Below are 17,590 nucleotides of genomic sequence, written 5' to 3' on the forward strand. Positions count from 1 at the left end.
CGGACGCCCGCGGCCCCCGGACGCCGTCAGCCCTGCTGGGCCGCGCGCACCTTCTCGCCCTTGGCGAGGGCGGTCGCGCGCAGGTCGGCCTGGAAGGCCACCATCTTCTCGCGCAGCCCGTCGTCGGACGCCGCGAGGATCCGCACCGCCAGCAACCCCGCATTGCGGGCGCTGCCGATGGCCACGGTCGCGACCGGGACGCCTGCCGGCATCTGGACGATCGACAGCAGCGAGTCCATCCCGTCGAGGTACTTCAGCGGCACCGGGACGCCGATCACCGGCAGCGGGGTCAGCGCGGCGAGCATGCCGGGCAGGTGCGCGGCCCCGCCCGCGCCGGCGATGATCACCCGGAACCCGTTCTCGTGGGCCGAGCGGCCGAACGCGACCATGTCCTCCGGCATGCGGTGCGCGCTCACGACCTCGGCGGAGTAGCTGACCCCGAACTCGGCCAGCGCCGTCGCGGCGGCCTCCATCGTGGGCCAGTCGGAGTCGGAGCCCATCACGATGCCGACGTCAGCCATCAGCGGATCCCTTCCAGATAGTCGGACGCCGCCCGCGCGGCCCCCTGGACCGTCGCGACGTCGTCGCCGAACGTGGTGACGTGCCCGACCTTACGGCCGGGCCGCACCCCCTTGCCATACAGGTGCACCTTCACCGCCGGGTTCTCCCGCCACACCTCGGCGAGTTCGCCGAACAGGTCGTGCCGGTCGCCCCCGAGCACGTTGCTCATGACGACGACGGGCGCCCGGAGGTCGGTCGGCCCGAGCGGCAGGTCGGCGACAGCCCGGAGGTGGTTCTCGAACTGGCTCGTCACCGCCCCCTCGATGCTCCAGTGACCCGTGTTGTGCGGACGCATCGCCAGCTCGTTGACGACCACCCGCCCGTCCGGGTGCTCCATGAGCTCGACCGCCAGCAGTCCGACGACGCCGAGGGCGTCCGCGATCTCGATCGCCATCGCCTGCAACCCGGACGCCCGCCCCGCGTCCATGCCGGGCGCCGGCGTCGTCGTCTCGTGGCAGATGCCGTCGCGCTGGACGGTCTCGCTGACCGGGTACACGGCCGTCTCCCCGCCCGGACGCCGCGCCACCAGCACCGACAGCTCGCGCACGAACGGCACGAACTCCTCCGCCAGAATCACCGGCCGCGGGACGCCGCCCCCCTGCCCCTCGGCCGCGGACGCCGCGCCCTCGGCCCCGGACGCCGCGCCCTCGGCCTCAGCCTCTGCCTCGAGGCGCTCGGTCGGGCCGAGCTCGTGGGTGATCGCCTCGAACGGCTCGGACGCCTCCTCCGGCGAGCCGACCTTCCAGACGCCCTTGCCGTCGTAGCCGCCCCGCGACGTCTTCGCGATGACCGGCCACCCGTGCTCGGACGCGAACTCCGCCAGCTCGGCCGGGCTCGCGACCACGCGCCACGCCGGGCACGGGACGCCGAGCGCCGTGAGCCGCTCGCGCATGACCGCCTTGTCCTGGGCGTGCACGAGCGCCGACGGCCCCGGACGCACCGCGATGCCGCGCCGCTCTAGGTTCTCCAGCAGCGCGGTCGGGACGTGCTCGTGATCGAACGTGACCACGTCGCAACCGGCGGCGAAGGCGTCCAGTTCGGCGGCGTCCGTGTAGTCGCCGACGGTGGTGCCGGGCACCACCTGCGCCGCCGACGTCTCCGGCCCTTCCGCGAACAGCCGCACGTCGAGCCCGAGCGGGGTCGCCGCCTCGTGCAGCATGCGGGCCAACTGGCCCCCGCCGATGATTCCCACGATCGTCACAGCACGGCATCGTATTCGCCGCCGCGCGGCCCGCCGAATCGTGCCAAGATGACGACATGACTGCACACATCGTGGCCATGGGCGGCGGCGGTTTCGGTCCCTCCCCCCTCGGCGCCCCGACCAATCTCGACCGCTACCTCGTCGAGCTGACCGGCAAGCGCAGCCCGCTGGTGTGCTTCGCCCCGACGGCATCGGCGGACGACCCGCAATACATCAACAAGTTCCTCGTCGCCTACGGCACGCTCGGCGTCCGGGTGATGGTGCTCACCCTGTGGCAAGACGCGGCCCGCTCCGTCGAGCGGCTCGCGGACGCCGACCTGCTGGTCGTCGGCAACGGCGGCACGGTGAACCTGCTCGCGCTGTGGAAGGCGCACGGGGTCGACCGGGTCGTCCGGCAGCGCTACCAGCAGGGCGACGACTTCGTCATCGGCGGCATCTCGGCCGGCGCGAACGCGGTCTTCGAGGGCTTCGTCACCGACTCGTTCGGCCCGTTCCGCGCCGCGACCGGCGGGCTGGGGCTCCTGAAGGGCAGCTTCTGCTGCCACTTCGACGGCGAGGACGGCCGGGCGCCCTGCTACACGGACGCCGTCGCCAACGGCGACCTCGAGGGCGGGTGGGCCGCCGACGACGGTGCCGGCCTCCACTTCACCGACGGCAAGCTGGTGAAGTGCATCGCCGAGAAGCCGACGCAGCGGGTGTTCCGCATCGACCCGAGCGACCTGCCGACGTCGTCCGGCATCCTCACCGAACCCCAGCGCGTCGAGGTTCTCTGAAGCCCGCGGTGGCTCATGGCGGACAGTTTGCGTCCGCAATCTCCCGCGATCGCAGGCTTTCTGCACCGTCCCGCGCGAATGCTGTGGCTTGCTCACACCTCGTGAGCAAGCCACAGCATTCGCCCGCTTGCCCGGTGACAGCCGGACGCCGCCGGCCGGACGAGCGCGGACCCGCAGACCCGCGGGCCGGACGAGCGCAGAACCGCAGACCCGCAGACGCTCACACGTTCCGGAAGATGAGCGTGCGCTGGACGATGAAGTTCACCGTGGTCGCGATGCCCTGGGCGATCACGAACCCGACGAACTGCGCCACCCGCAGCCCGAACGAGGCGAACAGGGGCGGGTAGATCAGCGAGAACGTCCCGACCTGCAGCACGAAGGTCAGCAGGTACAGCACGACGACCTGCGCGAACCGTTTGCGCGAGCCGTCGGCCTTGAACGTCCACCGGCGGTTGATCAGGTAGGCGGTCGTCGTGCCCGCGACGAACGAGATGGCCTTGGCCGGGTCGTGGCCGAGGCCCGCCTCCATGCCCAGCACCAGCAGCCCGTAGTCGACGATCGCCGACAGCCCGCCCGTCAGGACGAACCGGGTCAGCTGGGTCGACAGCGGCATCCGCTGCTGCGTTTCGCTCATGAGAACCATGGTCCCACAGCGGACCGACCGGCTAGGTTCGACGCCATGCCGCTCCTCGTCCTCCTCAACGGAATCGGCGACATGCCCCAGGTCTGGCAGGACCAGGTCACGTCGCTCCCCCCGGGCTACAAGGCCGTCGCACCCTGGGTGCGCGGCACGCGGCCGGGGCGCAACGAGACCTTCGAGATGGACGCCGCCGCCGACGACGTGCTCGCGCTGCTCAACCAGCACGGCGTCGAGCAGATGGACGTCTGCGGGCTCGGCCTGGGCGCGATGGTGGCGCTCAACACCGCGATCCGGTCGCCCGAGAACGTCGAGCACCTCGTGCTGACGGCCTGCCAGCTCGCGCCGCCGGCGTCCGCGCTCCGCGCGCAGAAGCTGGCCATCCGGCTCACGCCCCGCGCGCGACTCGCCCGGATGGGCGTCGACAAGGACCGCGCCCTCGCCACCCTCACCGAGCTCGCCCGCACCGACCTGCGCGACGGGCTGGCAAACGTCACCGCGAAGACGCTCGTGATCGTCGGCGCCCGCGACTCCGAGAATCGCGCCACCGCCGACGAGCTCGTCGCCGGCATCCCGGGGGCACGCCTGGAGGTCGTGCCGGGCGCGGGCGCGAAGGCGAACGTCGACGCGCCGGGGGTCTTCAACGACCTCCTCTACGGGTTCCTCGCCGACCAGCCGCCGGGCTCCGACCAGCCGCCTGGCTCCGACCAGCGGCCGGCGTCCGACTGACCTCCACGCTGGCTGGCGCTGGCTAGCGCTTTCGCAGGTGCACGACGTCGCCGGCGGCGAACGAACGGACGCCCTGTCCCGTCTGCACGATCAGGCAGCCCGCGTCGTCGACGCCGAGGGCGCGCCCGATGGTCGTCACGTTCTCCGCCACGTGCACGGCCACCTGCTGCCCGACGGTCGAGCAGCGCCGGGAGTAGTCCGTGGCGAGCGAGCCGCCGGCGTCCCACCGCAGGAAGTGGTCCTGCAGCGCCGCGAGGATCGCGAGCACGACGTCGGTCGCGGACGCGTCCGACCCCTCCAACCGCAGCGACGTCGCGGTCGGCACCGGCAGTTCCTGGCGCGTCAGGGCGATGTTCACGCCCAGCCCCAGCACCGCGGCCGGGCCGGACTCGCTCGGCACCGCCTCGCACAGGATCCCGCAGATCTTCTTCTCCCCCACGAGCACGTCGTTCGGCCACTTCAGCCCGACGTCGACGCCGGCCGCCGCCTGCAGCCCGTCGACGACGGCGATGCCGACCAGCAGCGACAGCCACCCCCACTCGGCCATCGGACGCCTCGGCCGCACCAGCGCGGACAGGGCGACGGCCCGGTCGGGCGGGCACTCCCAGACCCGCTCGAACCGTCCGCGTCCGGCCTGTTGGTCGGCGGTCACCAGGACGCGGCCGCCCGGGGCGTCGGCGCGCGCGGCGTCCACGAGGTCGGCGTTCGTGGACGCGGTCGACGCGACGACGTCGACGCGGGTCCAGAGGCGTCCGGTGGCTGAGGCCAGTGCTTCGGGGTCGAGGAAAGAACTCACGACCGCGATGGTATTCCCGCGCGTCGGGAGCACTCGTCCGGGTTGGTGTCCACGAGCCTCCGTTTGCGGATATCGTGCGGCTATGGAGATCGACATCCACACGACGCACGGGAAGATCGCCGATCTCGGGGAACGCATCAAGGCCGCTGAGAACCCCAGCTCCCCCGAGTCGATCGAGAAACAGCACGCCAAGGGCAAGATGACGGCTCGTGAGCGCATCCTGACGCTCCTCGACGAAGGCACCTTCGCCGAGTTCGACGAGTTCTCACGCCACCGTGCTCACGTGTTCGGGATGGAGAAGAAGCGTCCCTACACCGACGGCGTGATCACGGGCGTGGGCGCGATCCACGGGCGTCCGGTGTGCGTGTTCAGCCAGGATGTGACGATCTTCGGCGGGGCGCTCGGTCAGGTCTACGGCGAGAAGATCGTGAAGATCCTCGACTTCGCGATCAAGACCGGCTGCCCGATCATCGGGCTCAACGAGGGCGGCGGGGCGCGCATCCAGGAGGGCGTGGTCTCCCTCGGCCTCTACGGCGACATCTTCAAGCGCAACACGCTCGCCTCGGGCGTGATCCCGCAGGTCTCCCTCATCATGGGCGCGGCGGCCGGCGGCCACGTGTACGGCCCGGCCCTCACCGACTTCGTCGTCATGGTCGACCAGACCTCGCAGATGTTCATCACGGGCCCCGACGTCATCAAGACGGTCACGGGCGAGACGGTGACGCTCGAAGAGCTGGGCGGCGCGCGCACGCACAACACGAAGTCGGGCAACGCGCACTACCTCGCCGCCGACGAGACGGACGCCATCGAGTACGTCCGCGAGTTGCTCACGTACCTGCCCCAGAACAACCTGGAGGATCCGCCGGTCTACGTCGAGAACGAGGTCGACCTCACGATCACCGACCACGACCGCGAGCTCGACGTCCTCATCCCCGACTCGCCGAACCAGCCGTACGACATGCGCGAGGTCATCCGCAACGTGCTCGACGACGACGAGTTCCTGGAGGTGCAGGAGCTCTACGCCGGCAACATCGTCTGCGGGTTCGGCCGCGTCGAGGGCCGCTCGATCGGCGTCGTCGCGAACCAACCGACCGTGTTCGCCGGCTGTCTCGACACGAAGAGCTCCGAGAAGGCGGCCCGGTTCGTCCGGACGTGCGACTGCTTCAACATCCCGGTCCTGACCTTCGTCGACACGCCGGGCTTCCTGCCGGGCACCGACCAGGAGTACGACGGCATCATCCGCCGCGGCGCCAAGCTCATCTACGCCTACGCCGAGGCGACCGTCCCGCTGCTGACCGTCATCACGCGCAAGGCCTACGGCGGCGCGTACGACGTCATGGGCAGCAAGCACCTGGGCGCCGACGTGAACCTCGCCTGGCCCACCGCGCAGATCGCGGTCATGGGCGCCGAGGGCGCGGTGAACATCCTGTACCGGCGTGAGCTGGCGAACTCCGACGACCCCGACACGCGCCGCAAAGAGCTCGTCGACGAGTACAACGACACGCTGGCCAACCCGTACGTCGCGGCCGAGCGCGGGTACGTCGATCAGGTGATCTACCCGCACTCCACGAGGGAGAACGTCATCCGCACGCTGCGGCTGCTGCGCACCAAGCGCCAGCAGTTGCCGCCCAAGAAGCACGGGAACATTCCGCTGTGAGCGCGCAACCAGACGAGTCGGAGCAGCAGGCTCCGCGCTTCCACGTCGTCGGCGGCAGCCCGGACGCCGAAGAGCTGGCCGCGCTCTCGGTCGTCCTCGCGTGCCTGCGTCGCGAGCGCGGGCGTCCGCACGCCCCCGGGGGGCACCTCGTCGCGTCGGGCTGGAAGTCGTACTGGGCGAACGTCCGGCAGTCGTTCGTGCCGGGGCGTGACGCCTGGCGCGCGACCATCCGCCGCTGACGCACCCTCCGGGCACATCCTGGACGCCGCCCGCGCCTTCGCGCGCGGGCGGCGGTTGCGTCCGGCCCGGGTGAACGGCCATAGTGCAACGACGCACGCGGTGAGATCGCACGTCGTGAGATTGCACGCGTGAGATCGCACCTAGTGAACCGCACGAGGGCCGCCCGGCCCCGACCGTGAAGGAGCGCCATGGCAGCCGCCGACGAGATCAAGTCCCGCCTCGACATCAACCAGGTCGCCAGCATGCTGGGCACCGACCCCGGCACCGCCGACCAGGCGGTCGACGAGGCCCTGTCCTCCCTGCTCGGGCGCCTCTCGGGCAACGCCGACAACGCCGACGAGGCGGTCAACCTGACCCGCGCCCTCGGCGACCACACCGAGTCGGACGCCTTCGGCACCGCCGCCGGGGCCGTCGACCTCAGCCGCGTCGATGCCGCCGACGGCGAGAAGATCGTCGACCACGTCTACGGTGCGGCGCAGCCGCAGCAGGCGTCCGGGGGCGTCGAGGGGCTGGTGCGCAAGCTGCTGCCGCTGCTCGCGCCGCTCGTCATGTCGTACCTGGCCAGCCGGCTGCAGGACTACCTCGGACGCCGCGGCGGCCAGGGCGGCACGGGCGCCGGGTCCGACCCGCTGTCGGACATCTTGGGCGGCGTCCTGGGCGGGCGGCAGTCCGGGCAGGGCGGCGGCTCCGGCAACCCGCTGGAGGACATCCTCGGCAGCGTCCTGGGCCGCGGGCAGAGCCGCGGCGGGCAGCCGGACGAAGCGTCCGTCGACCAGCAGCAGGCGCAGCCCCAGCAGCCCGCGGGCGCGGGCGACGGCGTCTTCCGGACGCCGGCGGGCGGCGCCGACAGCGGGCTCCGCATCCCCGGCGACGACGCGGACGCCGCGGCGTCCGAGCAGGCCGGCGCGTCCGACCAGCCGGCGGCCCGGGGGCCGCTGGGCGGCGTCCTCGGGGGCATCCTCAAAGACCTCCTCTCCGGACGCTGATGCGGCTGATCCTCGCCTCGTCCTCGCCGGCGCGCCTGCAGGTGCTGCGGCGGGCCGGCGTCGAGCCGATCGTGCACGCGCCCGGCGTCGACGAGTCCGGCGTGCGGGCGGCGTCCACCGCCGAGCTGACGGCCGAACTCGCCCGGCTGAAAGGCGAGGCGGTCGTCGCGGAACTGCGCGGCGGCCATCCGGACGCCGTGATCGTCGCGTGCGACTCCCTGCTCGACCTCGACGGCCGGCCCCTCGGCAAGCCGGGCACCCCGGACGCCGCCGTCGCGGCCTGGCGCGCCCTGCGCGGCCGCTCCGGGGTGCTCTACACCGGCCACCACGTGGTCGCCGGCGCGAGGCGCGCCACCGAGGTCGCGGCCACGACGGTCCACTTCGCCGACGTGACGGACGCCGAGATCGACGCCTACGTGGCGTCCGGGGAGCCGCTGCGCGTGGCCGGCGCGTTCACGATCGACGGCCTCGGCGGTGCGTTCGTGACGGGCATCGAGGGCGACCCGCACAACGTGGTCGGGATTTCCCTCCCGCTGTTGCGCACGATGCTCGCCGGTTTGGGGGTGCCGTGGCACGACCTGTGGCAGGTGTCCCAGTAGTCTGACGGCGCTATGACCGACATCGATCTCACCGACGGCGACTCCGACGTTCCGGCTCGCCGGTCCCTGCTGCCCGCCCCCCTCCGGGCGATGCGCCCCAAGCAGTGGGTCAAGAACATTTTGGTGTTCGCCGCCCCCATCGCCGCCGGCCGCCTGTTCGACCCGTACGTCCTGGCGAACACCGCGTGGGCCTTCCTGTCGTTCTGCCTGGTCAGCGCGTCCATCTACCTGATCAACGACGTGCGTGACGTCGAGTCCGACCGGCAGCACCCGAAGAAGCGGTTCAGGCCGATCGCGGCCGGGGAGCTGTCGACGACGACGGCGATGATCATGGCGGTCCTCTGCCTGGCGGGCGCGGTCGCCCTGGGGCTGTGGATCTCCCCGATGCTCCTGGCCGTGCTGATCACCTATTGGGTGCTGCAGGTCGGCTACTCGGTGTTCCTCAAGAACCAGCCGATCATCGACCTGGCGATGGTCGCGTCCGGCTTCCTGCTGCGCGCGATCGCGGGCGGCGTGGCGTCCGACATCCCGCTGTCGCAGTGGTTCCTGCTCGTCGCGTCGTTCGGGTCGCTGTTCATGGTGGCCGGCAAGCGCTACTCCGAGATGATCGAGCTGGGGCCGGAGGCCGGCACGCGGGCGTCCCTGCGGCGCTACACGCCGAGCTACCTCCGCTTCGTGTGGGCGGTCTCGTGCAGCGCGGTCATCATGAGCTACAGCCTGTGGGCGTTCGAGACGCACGAGCGCACGCCCTTGTGGGGCGTCAATTGGACGGCCCTGTCCATCGCCCCGCTCACGCTCGCGCTGTTGCGCTACGCGATGCGCATCGACACCGGCGACGCGGGCGAGCCGGAGGACGTGGTAATGGGCGACCGGGTCCTCCAGGTGCTCGGCGTCCTGGTCATCATCCCGGTCGCGATCGCCGTGTTCGTCTGACGCCGCTGCGCACCGGCCCTCGCGACGCCGCGGTCGAGTCGAGGTGGTCCAATGGATCGGTTTGCGGTACCTGAGGCCGGGGTTAAGCCCTAGACTCCGAGGTGAGGCGGCCCTTGCGGGCGTCAGGCTATTCGAGGAGGAACAGTGCCCATCACCAAGGTCCTGGTGGCGAATCGCGGCGAGATCGCGGTCCGTGTCATCCGAGCGGCGGCGGACGCCGGACTCGCCAGTGTGGCGGTCTACGCGGATCCCGACGCAGACGGACTCTTCGTGAGGCTGGCCGACGAGGCGTTCGCGCTGAACGGTATGACCCCGGCGCAGACGTACCTCGACATCGACAAGCTGCTCGACGTCGCGGCCCGCTCGGGTGCCGACGCGGTCCACCCCGGCTACGGCTTCCTCGCCGAGAACGCCACGTTCGCCCAGGCCGTGATCGACGCCGGCCTGACGTGGATCGGCCCGCCGCCCGCGGCGATCGAGTCGCTGGGCGACAAGGTGCAGGCCCGCCACATCGCGCTGAAGGTCGGCGCCCCCCTCGTGCCGGGCACGCCCGACCCGGTGGCCGACGCCGACGAGGTCGTGAAGTTCGCCGAGGAGAACGGCGTCCCGATCGCGATCAAGGCCGCGTTCGGCGGCGGCGGCCGCGGCCTGAAGGTGGCCCGCACGATTCAGGAGATCCCCGAGTTGTTCGAGTCGGCGACGCGCGAGGCGATCACGGCGTTCGGCCGCGGCGAGTGCTTCGTCGAGCGCTACCTCGACAAGCCCCGCCACGTCGAGACGCAGTGCCTGGCCGACACGCACGGCAACGTCGTCGTCGTGTCGACGCGGGACTGTTCCCTGCAGCGCCGGCACCAGAAGCTGGTCGAGGAGGCGCCGGCCCCGTTCCTGACCGACGAGCAGCTCGAGCGTCTGTACTCCAGCTCGAAGGCGATCCTGAAGGAAGCGGGCTACGTCGGTGCCGGCACGTGCGAGTTCCTGGTGGGCCAGGACGGCCTGATCTCCTTCCTCGAGGTGAACACGCGACTCCAGGTCGAGCACCCGGTGTCGGAGGAGGTCGCGGGCCTCGACTTGGTGCGCGAGATGTTCCGCATCGCCGACGGCGAAGAACTGGGCTTCGACGACCCCGCGCTGCGCGGGCACAGCATCGAGTTCCGCATCAACGCCGAAGACGCGGGGCGCAACTTCATGCCGGCGCCGGGCACCCTGGTCAAGTGGGTCCCGCCGACGGGCCCCGGCGTCCGGGTGGACGCGGGGTACCTGGAGGGCATGGCCGTCCCGGGGTCGTTCGACTCCCTCATCGCGAAGATCGTCGTCACCGGCGCCGACCGGCAGCAGGCCATCGAGCGCTCCCGGCGCGCGCTGGCCGAGACGGTGGTCGACGGCATGCCGACCGTGATCCCGTTCCACCAGGTCGTGCTGAACGACCCCGCGTTCGCCGCGACCGACGGCCAGTTCGGCTGCTACACGAACTGGATCGAGACCGAGTTCGACAACACGGTCGAGCCCTACACGGGCACCCTCGGCGAGACGGAGGATGAGGACAAGACCAGCTACGTCGTGGAGGTGAACGGCAAGCGCATCGAAGTGCGCGTGCCGGCCGCCCTCGCGGCCCCGGCCGCAGCCAAGGCGGCGACCGCCAAGAAGCCGACCCGGCGCAGCAAGAGCGGCGCGGCGGCCAAGGCGCCGTCCACCAACGCGCTCACCTCGCCGATGCAGGGCACGATCGTGAAGGTCGCCGTCGCCGACGGCGACGAGGTGGCCGAGGGCGACCTCATCGTGGTGCTGGAGGCGATGAAGATGGAGCAGCCGCTCAACGCCCACCGCGCGGGCATCATCAAGGGCCTGACCGCCGAGCCGGGTAGCCCGGTCGGCAGCGGCGAGGCCGTCTGCGAGATCGTCGACCCCGAGTAGCGGCCCCGCAGTCCCGGACGCCACGGCGCCCCCACCGAAGCTTCGGTGGGGGCGCCGTCGTCGTGGCGGACGCTCGCGGAGACCGGACGCCTCCGCGCGCGCCGGTCAGTACATCTCGTCTTCCTCGCCGCCCGTGTGCAGGCGGCGGGCCGCCTCGGCGATGGACCCCGACAGCGACGGGTACACGGTGAAGGCCTGCGCGACCTGATCGACGGTGAGCTTCGTGGCCACGGCCAGCGACAACGGGTGGATGAGCTCGGACGCGTACGGGGCGACCACCACGCCGCCGATCACGATGCCGGTCGTGGGCAGGCAGAAGACCTTCATGAACCCCTCGTGCAGGCTCTGCATCTTCGCGCGCGCGTTCGACTTCAGCGGCATCACGATCGCCCGCGCGGCGACGAGGCCGGCGTCCACCTCGCCCTGGGTCACCCCCACCGTCGCGATCTCGGGGGCCGTGAACACGTTCGAGCTGACCGTGCGCAGATCGAGGGGCGCGACGGCGTCCCCCAGGCTGTGCCACATCGCGATCCGGCCCTGCATGGCCGCCACGGACGCCAGCGCGAACACGCCGGTGCAGTCGCCGGCGGCGTAGACGCCGCGCGCCGACGTCCGGGAGACCTTGTCGACCACGATGTGCCCCGACTTCGACAGCGCGACGCCCGCCTCGGCGAGCCCGATGCCCTCGGTGTTGGGGATCGACCCGACCGCCATGAGCACGTGGCTGCCCTCGACCTCGCGGCCGTCGGCCAGGGAGACGACGACCCCGTCGCCCGCACGCCGTGCGGCGGTGGCCCGCGACTCCGAAAGGATCGTCATGCCGCGCCCCTCGAAGGACGCCTGCAGGACGCGCGCGGCGTCGTCGTCCGCGCTCGGCAGCACGTGCGTGCGCGAGGAGACCAGCACGACCTCGATGCCCAGGTTGTGATAGGCGGACGCGAACTCCGCGCCGGTCACGCCCGACCCCACGACGATGAGGCGTCGGGGCCGCTCGTCGATGTCGTACATCTGCGTCCAGTTGAGGATGCGCTCCCCGTCGGGCTTGGCGTCCGGCAGCTCCCGCGGCCGGGTGCCCGTCGCGACGAGCGTGACGTCGGCGGGCAGCCGCTCCTCCGCCCCCTCGTGCGTGGTCGCGATCACGGCCTCGGTGCCGTCGAGGCGTCCGAGCCCGTCGATGACGCGGATGCCCTCGGTCGCCATGCGCGCCGCGATGTCATGGCTCTGCGCGGACGCCAGGCTGCGCACCCGCTGGTTCACCGCGCACATGTCGACGGTGACCGCGTCGAAGAGGGTGCCCGCGCCGGACGCGGGCCGCAGGCCCAGCTCTTCGGCGTCGCGGACCTTCGACATCACCTCGGACGCCGCGATCAGCGACTTGCTGGGGACGACGTCGGTGAGCACCGCCGAGCCGCCCAGGCCCTTTTTCTCCACGACCGTGACGGACCCGCCGAGCTGCGACGCGACCAGGGCCGCCTCGTACCCGCCCGGGCCCCCTCCGATGATCACCACGTTCGTCACAGTCGCTCGGCCCCCTCACGCCACCCCGTCATGGCGGTCATTCTTCCGCACGCCGCCCCCAAGTTATAGTCACACGGTGACTGACTTCTCGGATCCGACGGCCCTCGCGGAGCAGGCGGCCGCCGACCTGCTCGGACGCCTCGGCGTCGACCGTCTCGACCTCGCGCTCGTCCTCGGGTCCGGCTGGTCGTCGGCGGCGTCCGGGCTCGGCGAGACGCTCGGCAGCGTCCCCCTCGGCGAGATCGCGGGCTTCAGCACGCCGGTCGTCGCCGGGCACGGCGGCGAGGCGCGGGCGGTGCGGGCGGCGTCCGGGAAGACCGCGCTCGTGCTGACGGGGCGCACCCACTACTACGAGGACCGGGGCGTGGCCCCGGTCGTGCACGGCGTCCGGACGGCGGCGGCCGCGGGCGCGTCCCGGGTCGTGCTGACGAACGGCTGCGGCGGGCTGAACCCCGATTGGGCCCCGGGGACGCCGGTGCTCATCAGCGACCACATCAACCTGACCGGCAGTTCGCCGCTGCGGGGGGCGACGTTCGTCGACCTGACGGACGCCTACAGCGCCGAGCTGCGCGCGTTGGCGCGCACGGTCGATCCGAGCCTGGCGGAGGGGGTCTACGTGCAGTTCCCCGGGCCCCACTACGAGACGCCCGCCGAGGTGCGCATGGCGAAGATCATCGGCGGCGACCTCGTCGGCATGTCGACCGCGCTGGAGACGATCGCGGCCCGCGAGGTCGGGCTGCAGGTGCTCGGCATCTCGCTGGTGACCAACCCGGCGGCGGGCCTCTCCCCCGAGCCGCTCGACCACGCGGAGGTGCTGGAGGCGGGCCAGGCGGCCGTCCCGCGGCTCCGCGCCCTGCTCGCCGGCCTGCTGGAGGTGCTGTGATGCTCGACCCCGCACTCGTCGCCCGCGCCCAGGCGTGGCGGGACGCCGACCCCGACCCGGCGACCGCCACGGCGCTCGGGCTGCTGCTGGGCAAGGCCCAGGACGGAGACCCCGACGCCGCGGCCGAGCTCGCGGACGCCTTCGACGGACGCCTCACCTTCGGCACCGCCGGCCTCCGGGCTGCCCTGGGTCCGGGGCCGAACCGGATGAACCGCGTGGTCGTCCAGCAGGCCGCCGCCGGGCTGGCGCGCTGGCTCATCGCGCAGGGCCACGGCGGCGAGCGGGTCGTGATCGGCCACGACGCCCGCTACAACAGCGACGTGTTCGCCCTCGACACGGCGGAGATCCTGGGCGGCTACGGGCTCGTGCCGCTGCTGACCGAGACGTTCGTGCCGACGCCGGTGGTGGCGTTCGGCATCCGGCACCTGGGGTGCGTGGCGGGCGTCGTCGTGACGGCGTCCCACAATCCGCCGCAGGACAACGGGTACAAGGTGTACGTGGGTCCCTCCCAGATCGTGCCGCCCACCGACGCGCAGATCGCCGGCGAGATCGCGGCGGTCGCCGAGGCGGGCATCGACACGATCCCGCGCGGCGAGTATCAGACCGTGGGCGCCGAGCTGCTGGACGCCTACGTGGCGCGCGCGGCGTCTCTGATCGAGCCGGACGCCCCCCGCGCGCTCACGTGGGCGTACACGCCGATGCACGGGGTCGGCGGGGCGGTCGTCGAGCGGATCGTCGCGGCCGCCGGCCTGCCCGAGCCCGCGGTCGTCGCCGAGCAGGCGCAGCCCGACCCGGCGTTCCCGACGGTGACGTTCCCGAACCCCGAGGAGCCGGGGGCGATGGATCTCGCGCTGGCGCTCGCCGAGGCGTCCGGGGCCGACGTGGCGATCGCCAACGACCCGGACGCCGACCGCTGCGCCCTCGCCGCCCCCGTCGGCGGGCGGTGGCGGATGCTGACGGGCGACGAGCTCGGCGTCCTGCTGGCCGACGACGCGCTGCGGCACGGCCGCTCGGGGACGTACGCGTGCTCGGTCGTGTCGAGCACGATGCTCGGCGAGCTGGCCACCGCCCACGGGCAGCCGTTCGCAATCACGCTGACCGGCTTCAAGTGGATCGGCCGCGTCCCGGGGCTGGCGTTCGGCTACGAGGAGGCGATCGGCTACTGCACCGACCCCGACGCCGTGGCCGACAAGGACGGCATCACCGCGCTGGTCCGGATCGCCGGCATGGCCGCCGCCCTCAAGGCCGCCGGCACCACGGTGGCCGAGCGCCTCGACGACCTCGCCCGGACGTACGGGCTGCACCTCACCTCGCAACTCGCGTTCCGCGTCGCCGACCTGTCCCTCATCACGGACGCCATGGCCCGGCTGCGCGCGCACCCGCCGGCCACGCTCGGCGGCGAGCCCGTGGCCTTCTCCGACCTCGCGGACGGCTGGCGGGGCCTGCCGCCCACCGACGGCGTCCTGCTGGCCGGCGAGCACGTGCGCGTGGTGACGCGGCCCTCGGGGACCGAGCCGAAGCTGAAGTGCTACCTGCAGGTCCGGCTGCCGGCCGCCGACAGCGCCGACGTGGGCGCAGCCCGGCGTCGGGCCGAGGAGGCGATGGCGGGCGTCCGGGCCGAGATGGCGGCGGCGCTGGGGCTGTGAGGCTCGTGCTGCTGGCCGGGGCGTCCGGCAGCGGCAAGTCGCGGCTCGCGCGGCAGGTGGGCGCGCTGGTCGTCCGGCTGGACGACTTCTACCTGGACGCCGGCCCCTCGCTGCCCCGCACGGGCACGGGAATCGACTGGGACGACGTCCGCACGTGGGACGCTGCCGGCGCGCTCGCCGCGCTGCGCGCCCTGTTGGACGCCGGCGCCGCCGACGTGCCCGAGTACTCCCTCGTCGAGAACCGCCGGACCGGCACGCGCCGCCTGGACGCCTCCGGCCGCGGCTGCGTCGTCGCCGAGGGAATCTTCGCGATCGAACTGCTGCCTCTGGCCCGGGCGGCTGGGCTGCCGGCGGAGGGGATCTATCTCGACCGGCCGCGAACCCTCGTGGCCGCGCTGCGGCTGCGGCGCGACCTGCACCAGCATCGCAAGCCGCCGCTCGTGCTGCTGCGGCGCGGGGCGGCCCTGTGGCGGGCGCAGCCGGGGTTGCGGGCGCGGGCGCTGGCGGCGGGGTTCCGGCCGCTGACGATGCGGCAGGCGATCGCGCATCTGGGGTCCGGGGACGCCGCGGTCGGGTGAGGCGCGGCCGGCCGCACCGGCGGCGTCCGGCGAGCGTAGGGTCGAAGGGTGAACCCGTCGTTGCGCAGTGAAGTCGAACCGTTCCACGTGATGCAGGTGCTGCGGCAGGTGGCGCTGCGGCAGGCGTCCCACGGCGACGTCGTGCTGCTGTGCGTCGGCCAGCCGGCGACGCCGGCGCCGGCCCCGGCGCGGGAGGCGGCCGTGGCGGCGCTGCGGCGGGAGGTGTTGGGCTACACGGAGACGGCGGGCGTCCTGCCGCTGCGTCGGGCGATCGCCGACCTGTACCGGCGCCGGCACGGGCTGGAGGTCTCGCCCGACGACGTCGTGGTGACCACCGGATCGTCAGGTGGCTTCTCGACCCTGCTGCTCGCCGCGCTGGATCCGGGCCAGACCGTCGCGATGACGAACCCGGGTTACCCGGCCTACCGCAACACGATCGAGGCGCTCGGGCTGCGGGTGCTGGACCTCGACTGCGGCCACGACACGAGGTTCCAGCCGACGGCCGCGATGCTGGACGCCCTGCCCAGTAGGCCGGACGCCCTCGTCGTCGCCAGCCCCGCCAACCCGACCGGCACCGTCATCGACGCCGCCGAGCTGGCCCGCATCGCCCGCTGGTGCGAGGCGTCCGGCTGCCTCCTCATCAGCGATGAGATCTACCACCGGATCGAGTTCGGGGACGCCGCGACCTCCAGCGCCTGGCAGACCAGCCGGCAGGCGGTCGTGCTGGGGTCGGTCAGCAAGTATTTCTCGATGACCGGCTACCGGCTGGGCTGGCTGCTCGTCGACGAGCCGCTGCGCAGCCGCATCGATCTGTTGCAGGGCAACCTCGCCATCTGCGCCCCGACGATCTCGCAGGTCGCGGCGATCGGCGCGCTGTCGGAGGAGGCGCAGCCCGAGCTGGACGCGCACGTGGCCCGGTACGCCGAGAACCGGGACGTGCTGCTGCGCCGGCTGCCCGAACTCGGCATCACCGACTTCGCGCCGCCCGACGGGGCGTTCTACGCCTATTGCGACGTGAGCCACCTCACCCGCGACAGCCTGACGTGGTGCGCCGATGTGCTGGCGCGCACCGGCGTCGCGCTGGCCCCCGGGGTCGACTTCGACCGGGTGCACGGGTCGCACACGGTGCGGCTGTCGTTCTGCGGGTCGACGGACGATCTCAACGAGGGTCTCGATCGGCTGGTCGCCGTGCTGGCATGATCGGGGCATGACGACGCAGCGAAGCGACGAGATGCGTGACCTCATGGCGCGGGCGCTGGCGGACGCCGGCGACGCGGTGATCGTGATCGACCGGCAGGGCATCATCCGGGTCTGGAACGGCAAGGCCGTCGAACTGTTCGGCTGGACGCCCGAGCAGGCGATCGGGCAGGACGTGAAGATCATGATCCCCGAGAAGCTGCGCGACCTGCACGACCATGGGTTCTTCTCCGCGATGGAGGCGGGCCACCTGCACTCCGACGGCCACGCGCGCCGGACGAAAGGACTGACGGCGTCCGGGGAACCGGTGTACGTCGTGATGACGTTCGCCGTCGTCTATGGCGACGACGGCAGCGCGATCGGGTCGGTCGCCGTCGCGCGCCCGGCCCCCGAACGGCGGCCGACGCCGGCGTAGGCGGTGGCACCGGCGTAGGCGGTGGGCGGCGCCAGCGTAGGCGGAGGGCGTCGGCTCTCTGATCTCTGGGCTCCGGGCTCCGGGCTCTGGGCTCCGGGCTCTGACCCGGCCGCTGCCCAGGGTTGCCCCAGGGCAGCGGACGCACGCCCCCGTGAGCCAGCCCGCCCAACACCGGCCGGCAACCGTGTCACCAGCCCCAGCAAGCTCGCCCCTCGTTGCCAGCCCGCCCAGCACGGGGCCGACCCCGTGTGCCCAACCCGGCCACGCGAAGCCAGCCTGCCCCGCCCCAGGGGCCGAACCCATGTGCGGACGCATGTCGAGCGCAGTCCC

General features: G+C 72.5%; 18 protein-coding genes. 13 read left to right on the forward strand and 5 right to left on the reverse strand.

Features of this window, described 5'->3' with window-relative positions:
• Window positions 1–26: 26 nt before the first annotated feature.
• Window positions 27–521 (reverse strand): 5-(carboxyamino)imidazole ribonucleotide mutase, encoded by a 495-nt coding sequence (gene purE / locus WMJ97_RS09650; RefSeq protein WP_347348775.1) that lies wholly within the window; start codon window positions 519–521, stop codon window positions 27–29.
• The gene (locus tag WMJ97_RS09655) at window positions 521–1,720 is read right to left on the reverse strand and encodes a 5-(carboxyamino)imidazole ribonucleotide synthase (RefSeq protein ID WP_347348792.1); all 1,200 of its coding nucleotides are present in this window, start codon (window positions 1,718–1,720) and stop codon (window positions 521–523) included. Before WMJ97_RS09655 ends, purE begins: the two co-directional genes overlap by 1 nt.
• Window positions 1,721–1,818: 98 nt before the next feature.
• Here WMJ97_RS09655 and WMJ97_RS09660 point away from each other — a divergent pair, with 98 nt between their 5' ends.
• Window positions 1,819–2,535, forward strand: coding sequence for a peptidase E (locus WMJ97_RS09660; protein WP_347348776.1), 717 nt, complete (start codon window positions 1,819–1,821; stop codon window positions 2,533–2,535).
• A gap of 220 nt (window positions 2,536–2,755) precedes the next feature.
• Here the strand turns inward: WMJ97_RS09660 and WMJ97_RS09665 are convergent, their stop codons facing one another.
• Entirely contained in the window at window positions 2,756–3,169 is a 414-nt protein-coding gene (locus tag WMJ97_RS09665; RefSeq protein WP_347348777.1) for a GtrA family protein, read from the reverse strand.
• A 45-nt stretch (window positions 3,170–3,214) separates the two neighbouring features.
• Here WMJ97_RS09665 and WMJ97_RS09670 point away from each other — a divergent pair, with 45 nt between their 5' ends.
• The gene (locus WMJ97_RS09670) at window positions 3,215–3,901 is read left to right on the forward strand and encodes an alpha/beta hydrolase (protein WP_347348778.1); all 687 of its coding nucleotides are present in this window, start codon (window positions 3,215–3,217) and stop codon (window positions 3,899–3,901) included.
• Between the two features lie 22 nt (window positions 3,902–3,923).
• Here the strand turns inward: WMJ97_RS09670 and WMJ97_RS09675 are convergent, their stop codons facing one another.
• Window positions 3,924–4,697, reverse strand: a complete 774-nt coding sequence (locus WMJ97_RS09675; RefSeq protein WP_347348779.1) for a biotin--[acetyl-CoA-carboxylase] ligase — start codon at window positions 4,695–4,697, stop codon at window positions 3,924–3,926.
• 82 nt (window positions 4,698–4,779) lie between these two features.
• On the opposite strand from WMJ97_RS09675, the gene WMJ97_RS09680 reads away from it, so the two are divergent.
• The 6 genes from WMJ97_RS09680 (at window position 4,780) to WMJ97_RS09705 (ending at window position 11,023) form a co-directional block, all read left to right on the forward strand.
• Complete coding sequence (locus WMJ97_RS09680; RefSeq protein WP_347348780.1) at window positions 4,780–6,354, forward strand: acyl-CoA carboxylase subunit beta; 1,575 nt, start codon at window positions 4,780–4,782, stop codon at window positions 6,352–6,354.
• Entirely contained in the window at window positions 6,351–6,593 is a 243-nt protein-coding gene (locus WMJ97_RS09685; RefSeq protein ID WP_347348781.1) for an acyl-CoA carboxylase subunit epsilon, read from the forward strand. The genes WMJ97_RS09680 and WMJ97_RS09685 overlap by 4 nt, the downstream gene beginning before the upstream one ends.
• Before the next feature lie 189 nt (window positions 6,594–6,782).
• Window positions 6,783–7,580, forward strand: coding sequence for a DUF937 domain-containing protein (locus WMJ97_RS09690; protein ID WP_347348782.1), 798 nt, complete (start codon window positions 6,783–6,785; stop codon window positions 7,578–7,580).
• The gene (locus tag WMJ97_RS09695; RefSeq protein WP_347348783.1) at window positions 7,580–8,179 is read left to right on the forward strand and encodes a Maf family protein; all 600 of its coding nucleotides are present in this window, start codon (window positions 7,580–7,582) and stop codon (window positions 8,177–8,179) included. Before WMJ97_RS09690 ends, WMJ97_RS09695 begins: the two co-directional genes overlap by 1 nt.
• A 12-nt stretch (window positions 8,180–8,191) precedes the next feature.
• The gene (locus WMJ97_RS09700; protein WP_347348784.1) at window positions 8,192–9,112 is read left to right on the forward strand and encodes a decaprenyl-phosphate phosphoribosyltransferase; all 921 of its coding nucleotides are present in this window, start codon (window positions 8,192–8,194) and stop codon (window positions 9,110–9,112) included.
• 144 nt (window positions 9,113–9,256) lie between these two features.
• On the forward strand, window positions 9,257–11,023 hold the full coding sequence (locus WMJ97_RS09705) for a biotin carboxylase N-terminal domain-containing protein (RefSeq protein ID WP_347348785.1): 1,767 nt from the start codon (window positions 9,257–9,259) through the stop codon (window positions 11,021–11,023).
• Between the two features lie 105 nt (window positions 11,024–11,128).
• On the opposite strand, the gene WMJ97_RS09710 is transcribed toward WMJ97_RS09705, so the two are convergent.
• Window positions 11,129–12,541 carry an NAD(P)H-quinone dehydrogenase gene (locus tag WMJ97_RS09710; RefSeq protein ID WP_347348786.1) on the reverse strand — a complete coding sequence of 471 codons (1,413 nt, stop codon included), beginning with the start codon at window positions 12,539–12,541 and terminating at the stop codon, window positions 11,129–11,131.
• A gap of 76 nt (window positions 12,542–12,617) precedes the next feature.
• Here WMJ97_RS09710 and WMJ97_RS09715 point away from each other — a divergent pair, with 76 nt between their 5' ends.
• From WMJ97_RS09715 to WMJ97_RS09735, 5 genes are read left to right on the forward strand one after another with little or no spacing between them, the layout of a single operon-like run.
• A complete protein-coding gene (locus WMJ97_RS09715; RefSeq protein ID WP_347348787.1) occupies window positions 12,618–13,424 on the forward strand; it encodes a purine-nucleoside phosphorylase in 807 nt (268 codons plus the stop codon).
• Window positions 13,424–15,070, forward strand: a complete 1,647-nt coding sequence (locus tag WMJ97_RS09720; RefSeq protein ID WP_347348788.1) for a phospho-sugar mutase — start codon at window positions 13,424–13,426, stop codon at window positions 15,068–15,070. The genes WMJ97_RS09715 and WMJ97_RS09720 overlap by 1 nt, the downstream gene beginning before the upstream one ends.
• The gene (locus tag WMJ97_RS09725) at window positions 15,067–15,648 is read left to right on the forward strand and encodes a uridine kinase (RefSeq protein WP_347348789.1); all 582 of its coding nucleotides are present in this window, start codon (window positions 15,067–15,069) and stop codon (window positions 15,646–15,648) included. The genes WMJ97_RS09720 and WMJ97_RS09725 overlap by 4 nt, the downstream gene beginning before the upstream one ends.
• Before the next feature lie 48 nt (window positions 15,649–15,696).
• A complete protein-coding gene (locus WMJ97_RS09730; RefSeq protein WP_347348790.1) occupies window positions 15,697–16,848 on the forward strand; it encodes an aminotransferase class I/II-fold pyridoxal phosphate-dependent enzyme in 1,152 nt (383 codons plus the stop codon).
• A 7-nt stretch (window positions 16,849–16,855) separates the two neighbouring features.
• Window positions 16,856–17,260, forward strand: a complete 405-nt coding sequence (locus WMJ97_RS09735; RefSeq protein WP_347348791.1) for a PAS domain-containing protein — start codon at window positions 16,856–16,858, stop codon at window positions 17,258–17,260.
• Window positions 17,261–17,590: the final 330 nt, after the last annotated feature.

It is taken from the genome of Nigerium sp. (assembly GCF_039811905.1).
Lineage (GTDB): Bacteria > Actinomycetota > Actinomycetes > Propionibacteriales > Propionibacteriaceae > Propioniciclava.